Annotated in this window: 6 protein-coding genes; all 6 read right to left on the minus strand. The window is 72.7% G+C overall.

Translation table 11 applies throughout. The annotated features are described in order from the left end of the window. On the minus strand, positions 1-578 hold a 578-nt coding region (locus HL658_RS36270), incomplete at its 3' end, for an ABC transporter ATP-binding protein (RefSeq protein ID WP_180287747.1). 21 nt (positions 579-599) lie between these two features. Continuing rightward, positions 600-1,658, minus strand: coding sequence for a D-TA family PLP-dependent enzyme (locus HL658_RS36275; protein WP_180284842.1), 1,059 nt, complete (start codon positions 1,656-1,658; stop codon positions 600-602). 77 nt (positions 1,659-1,735) lie between these two features. Continuing rightward, positions 1,736-2,119, minus strand: coding sequence for a RidA family protein (locus HL658_RS36280; RefSeq protein WP_180284843.1), 384 nt, complete (start codon positions 2,117-2,119; stop codon positions 1,736-1,738). 9 nt (positions 2,120-2,128) lie between these two features. Next, entirely contained in the window at positions 2,129-3,751 is a 1,623-nt protein-coding gene (locus HL658_RS36285) for an N-acyl-D-amino-acid deacylase family protein (RefSeq protein WP_180284844.1), read from the minus strand. Next, complete coding sequence (locus HL658_RS36290) at positions 3,751-4,641, minus strand: ABC transporter permease (protein ID WP_180284845.1); 891 nt, start codon at positions 4,639-4,641, stop codon at positions 3,751-3,753. Before HL658_RS36290 ends, HL658_RS36285 begins: the two co-directional genes overlap by 1 nt. A 19-nt stretch (positions 4,642-4,660) precedes the next feature. Then, on the minus strand, positions 4,661-5,587 hold a 927-nt coding region (locus HL658_RS36295; RefSeq protein ID WP_180287748.1), incomplete at its 5' end, for an ABC transporter permease.

Here is a 5,587-nt window from a genome sequence, read left to right on the forward strand (position 1 = left end):
AGCGCGGTGGTCGGCTCGTCGGCGATCAGCAGCGTCGGCCGGCAGGCCAGCGCCATGGCGATCATCACCCGCTGGCGCATGCCGCCGGACATCTGATGCGGGTACTCGTCGATGCGCCGGTCGGCGGCCGGGATGCCCACGGTGCGCAGCATGGCGAGTGCGGCCTCCCGCGCCGCCCGGCGGTCGAGCCCCTGGTGGCGGCGCAGCGTCTCGCCGATCTGGTCGCCCACCGTGTAGACGGGGTTGAGCGAGGTCATCGGCTCCTGGAAGATCATGCCGATCTCGTTGCCGCGCACCGAGCGCATGGCGCGCTCGTCGAGCCGGGCGAGGTCGCGCACCGCCCCGTCGCGGCCACGGAACAGGATCTCGCCACCGGCGATGCGGCCCGGCGGCGACTGGATCAGCCGCATCACCGACAGGCTGGTGACCGACTTGCCGCTGCCGGACTCGCCGACCACGGCCAGCGTCTGGTTCCGCCGCACCGTCAGCGACACGCCCTCCACCGCCTTCGACACGCCGCCGTCGGTGGCGAAGTGGGTGTGCAGGCCGCGGATGGCGAGCGTGACGTCGGGTTCCATCGACAAGGGTCCTCGTGCCGGTCAGCGGGTGCAGCCGCGCGCCGCGACCGGCCACTCGCCGATCACCGCACCGCCCTGCACCACGGTCATGGTGTCGTGCAGGTTGCTGACCACGCAGACATGGTTGGGCAGGATGCGCACCCGCTCGCCGATCGCCGGCCGCGCGGCGCAGGCGGAGAGGTCGACCACCGCGTGCTCCTCGTTCAGCCGGGTGATCACCGCGTCGGGGTAATCGAGGATCAGGCCGTAGCCCTCCCCCACCGACGGCGCCACTCGGTCGCTGGACAGGGTCTTGGAGCCGGCGTCCAGCACCGCGCGGTCGGCGGTCGGTCGGCTGACCACCGTGGCGTGGACGTGCACGGCGCAGTCGTCCAGCGTCGCGACCCCCGCCCCCACCGTGGCGCGGTCCTGGTAGATGTAGGTGCCGACGCGCAGCTCGGAGACGCCCGGCAGCTCGTGCGTCTCCCAACAGCCGGGGGTGCCGCCGACCGACACGGTGTCGATGGGGATGCCGGCCGCCCCGAAGGCCGCGCGCGCCTCCGCCACGAAGGGCACGGTGCGCGGGCCGCGCGGGTAGGTCATCAGCCCGCGGAACGCCAGCGGCCCGTTGCCGTGGGCACGGCGGGCCAGATCCAGCGCCTCGGCCGGCGTCTGCACGCCGCAGCGCCCGTCGCCGCTGTCGAACTCCACCAGCACGCCGATCTCCGTGCCAGCCTCGCGCGCCGCGGCGGCCACGGTGTCGAGCGCCACCGGGTTGTCGAGCGCCACGGTCAGCCGCGACAGGCGGGCCAGCGCCGCCAGCGGCGCCACCTTGGCCGCGCCGACGATCGGGTAGGTCAGCAGGATGTCGGTGCAGCCGGCCTCCGCCATCACCATCGCCTCGCCGATCTTCTGGCAGGTGATGCCGACCGCCCCCAGCTCGAGCTGGCGCAGGGCCAGCCGCGGCAGCTTGTGCGTCTTGATGTGCGGGCGCAGACGCAGCCCGTGCGTGTCGCAATAGGCCTGCATCCGCGCCAGATTGCGCTCGACGCGGTCGAGGTCGATGACCGGGGTCGGGGTGTCGATGTCGGTGAGGGTCATCCGTTCGCTCCGCATGAAGGGGCCGTTCCGCCCGTCCCGGCCGGACTCTCACCCGACCAGGACGGAAGGCACGGACTTTACGCCTCCGGCAGCACGGCGATGCAGTCGATCTCCACCTGGATGCCGTTCAGCAGGCAGCCGATGGTGGTGCGGGCCGGCGGCGCGTCGGGGAAGAACTCCGTGTAGAGGGCGTTGTATTCCTTGAAGCGGTCGAGGTCGGTCAGGTAGCTGTTGACCTTCACCACATGGGCGAGGTCGGTGCCGGCCGCCTTCAGGATGATCTCCAGGTTGCGCAGGGTCTGGCGCACCTCGCCGGCGAAGTCCGGCGGCAGCTCGCCGGTCTGCGGGTGGTGCGGCCCCTGGCCGGAGACGTAGACGAAGCCGTTGGCCACGATGGCGTGGCTGTACTGGCCCGCGGGCTTCGCCCCGTGTTCGGCGAAGATCGTCTTGCGGTTGGTCATCAGGTCCTCTCAGGCTTCGATGGGTTGCTGGCGGATCAGGGTTCGGCCCGGCCGCGCCGGCGTGGGCGCAGCGTCGCGCAGCACGAAGGCGCCGGCGACGAGCACGTCGGTGATGCCGTGCGGCGGCTGCGTCGGGTCCTGGAAGGTCGCGCGGTCGGCCACGTCGGCGGTGAAGAGGGTGAGGTCGGCCGTCATGCCCGGCCGCAGCAGGCCGCGGGTGCCCAGGCCGAAGCGCTGGGCCGGCACGGCGGTCATGTGGCGCACCGCCTCCTCCAGCCGCAAGCCGCCCTCGCCGCGGATGGCGCGGGCGAGGTAGCGGGGGAAGCTGCCGAAGGCGCGCGGGTGCGGCTTGCCCGTCTCCCGCGGCAGCCCGTCGGAGCCCAGCATGTGCAGGGGGTGGGTCAGCGCGACGGTCAGATCGTCCTCGCTCAACTGGAACATCACCACGTTGGTCCGGCCGCGGTCGGCGGCGACCAGCCACATCAGGGTGTCGAAGGGGGCGGCCTTGCGGGCTTCGGCGATCTCGGCCAGCGACAGCCCCTCCCAGCCGCGCAGATCCTCCCGCGCGACGCCGCCGATGCGGACATTCTCCCAGCCGATCAGGCGGATCTTGGATTCCCAGCCCGGATCGCCCGGCGCCTCGCCCGCCTCCACCGCGAGGCGCAGGGCGGCCAGCCCGTCGGTGTCGGCCATGCGGCCGAGCAGCGCGTCGATGCCGCCGGCCAGGGCCGAGGGCGGCAGCAGTTGCAGGATGGTGCTGGAGCCGGCGGGGTACGGGTACATGTCGAAGCTGACGTCGACCCCCTCCCCGCGCGCCGTCTCCAGCCGCTCCACCGCGCGCGGCAGGCTGCCCCAATAGGGCCGCCCGGCGGCCTGGAGGTGCGAGAGCAGGCCGGCCGGCCCGCCCGCCTTCAGCAGGTCGAGGAACTCGTCAACCGAGGCGATCAGCCCGCCCTCGTAGGAGCGGACATGGGCGGCCAGCAGGGCGCCATGCTCCGCCACCACCTCGGCCAGCCGCACCAGCTCCGCCCGGTCGGCCCAGGCGCTGGGTGGGTAGACGAGGCCGAGCGACAGCCCGTGCGCGCCCTGGCGGAGCTGGTCGGCGAGCAGGGCCGCCATCGCCTCCCGCTCCGCGTCGGTGGCCGGGCGGTTCTCCCACCCCATGACGGCGAGGCGCAGCGCCGCATGACCGACCAGCGAGACGAGGTTGATGGCGATGCCACGCCCGTCGAGTGCGGCGCGGTAGGCGGCGAAGTCGGCGAAGCTCTCCTCCTCCCGCACACTGCCCAGCAGGTTGCCGAAATGCTCGCGCAGCGCCGGGGCGCTGGCCGGCACCTGCGGGTAGAGGCCGAAGGAGCAGTTGCCGACCACCACCGTGGTCACGCCCTGCGCCACCTTCTCCGGCCGGCCGGGCTGGCGGAGATAGACGAGGTCGTCATGGGCGTGGGCGTCGATGAAGCCGGGGGCGAGGTAGCGGCCCTGCGCGTCCAGAACCTCGGCACCGGCGGCGTCGAGCCGCGCGCCGACGGCGGCGATGCGGCCATCCTCCACCAGCAGGTCGCCGCGGAACCAGGGGGCGCCGGTGCCGTCGATCAGGCGGGCACCGCGGATCAGGGTGCGGGGGGTGTCCATCACGTCACCTTCTGGAGCCGGGGGTCGAGCGCGTCGCGCAGCCCGTCGCCGACGATCTGCAAGGCGAGCACGGTCAGCACGATGGCGAGGCCGGGGGCCAACATCAGCCAGTCCGCCTGCTGGAAATACTGCTGGGCGCCGGCGATCATGTTGCCCCAGGTGGGGGTGGTCGGCGGCACGCCGACGCCGAGGAAGGACAGCGCCGCCTCCGTCAGGATCGCGTAGGCGAAGATGAAGGTGGCCTGCACGATGATCGGCGAGATCAGGTTGGGCAGGATGTGCCCGAACACGATGCGGGGGGAGGAGGCGCCCAGCGCCGTCGCCGCCTCCACATAGGGCATCTCGCGCACCACCAGCGCCGCGGCGCGCACCACGCGGGCGACGCGCGGGGTGTAGACGATGCCCAGCGCCAGCACGACGTTGTAGAGCGACGGCCCCAGCGCCGCCATGAAGGCGATGGCGAGCAGGATGTCGGGGAAGGCCATCAGCGCGTCGGTGAAGCGCATCAGCGGCCCGTCCAGTCCCCGCACCCAGCCGGCCGCCAGCCCCAGCAGCGTGCCCGCGGCCACCGCCACCAGCACCACCAGCAGCCCGACCAGCAACGACAGCCGCGCCCCCTGGATGATGCGCGACAGCACGTCGCGGCCGAACTCGTCGGTGCCGAACCAGTGGACGCCGCCGGGCGGCTTCAGCCGGCCCAGGATGTTCATCTTCATCGGATCGAACGGCGCGATCCACGGCGCCAGCGCCGCCACCGCCAGGATGGCGACCAGCACCACGGCCGCCACCACCACCAGCCGGCGGCGGAACAGCCGGCGCAGGAGTAGCGCCAGGGGCGAACGGCCGCGCGGTGATGCTGCGGCCTGCGGCGGAGCGGCGACGCTGGTCATGGCGGTTCCTCCCCGTCCGTCAGGCGCGGACGCGCGGGTCGACCACCGCGTAGAGCAGGTCGACCGACAGGTTGATGAGCACATAGATGCCGGACACCACCAGCAACGCCCCCTGGATGACCGGGTAATCGCGGCGCAGCACCGCCGACACGATCAGGTTGCCGACACCGGGCAGGCCGAACACGGTCTCCGTCACGATGGCCCCGGCGATCATCACCGCGGCGGTCAGGCCGATCACCGTCAGGATGGGGATCATGGCGTTGCGCAGCGCGTGCTTCAGGATCACCACGGCGGGGGCCAAGCCCTTGGCGCGGGCGGTGCGGATGTAGTCGTCGCCCAGCACGTCCAGCATGCTGGTGCGGGTGAAGCGCAGGATCAGCGCGGAGTTGGGGATGCCCAGCGCGATCGCCGGCAGCACCAGATGGCGCAGCCGCTCCGCCAGCGACGCGTCGGGCGGGCCGTAGCCGGCGACCGGGAACCACGCGTGGTCGACCGCCAGATACTTGATCAGCGTCAGCCCGATCCAGAAGCTCGGCACGCTGGCCGCCAGCATGGCCAGCCCCACCGAGGCCTGATCCAGCCAGCGCCCGCGCTTGGCCGCCGACAGGATGCCGATGGGAACCCCGATCAGCACGGCGATGCCCACCGACATCAGCGTCAGGAAGGCCGTCAGCTCGGCCCGCTCGGCCAGCGCCTGCGCCACCGGCCGGTTGAGGAAGATGGACTCCCCGAGGTCGAGCGTGGCGATCTGCCCGAGATAGATGAGGAACTGCGCCGCCAGCGGCTGGTCGAGCCCCAGCCGCACCCGCAGCGCCGCCACGTCGTCCGGCGTGGCCGAGGATCCCAGCATGACCGCCGCCGGATCGCCCGGCACCACCCGCGCGATCACGAACACGACCGCCGCGACGATCAGCATCACCACCATCATGCCGGCCAGCCGGCGCGC

Origin of the sequence: Azospirillum oleiclasticum, from assembly GCF_013423485.1 — a bacterium.
In the GTDB taxonomy this organism is placed as follows: domain Bacteria; phylum Pseudomonadota; class Alphaproteobacteria; order Azospirillales; family Azospirillaceae; genus Azospirillum; species Azospirillum oleiclasticum.

Bases quoted from the DNA above. Each gene is read 5' to 3' on its own strand.
- HL658_RS36290 (WP_180284845.1), bottom strand. From the start codon at position 4,641: ATGACCAGCGTCGCCGCTCCGCCGCAGGCCGCAGCATCACCGCGCGGC.
- HL658_RS36280 (WP_180284843.1), bottom strand. From the start codon at position 2,119: ATGACCAACCGCAAGACGATCTTCGCCGAACACGGGGCGAAGCCCGCG.
- HL658_RS36285 (WP_180284844.1), bottom strand. From the start codon at position 3,751: ATGGACACCCCCCGCACCCTGATCCGCGGTGCCCGCCTGATCGACGGC.
- HL658_RS36275 (WP_180284842.1), bottom strand. From the start codon at position 1,658: ATGACCCTCACCGACATCGACACCCCGACCCCGGTCATCGACCTCGAC.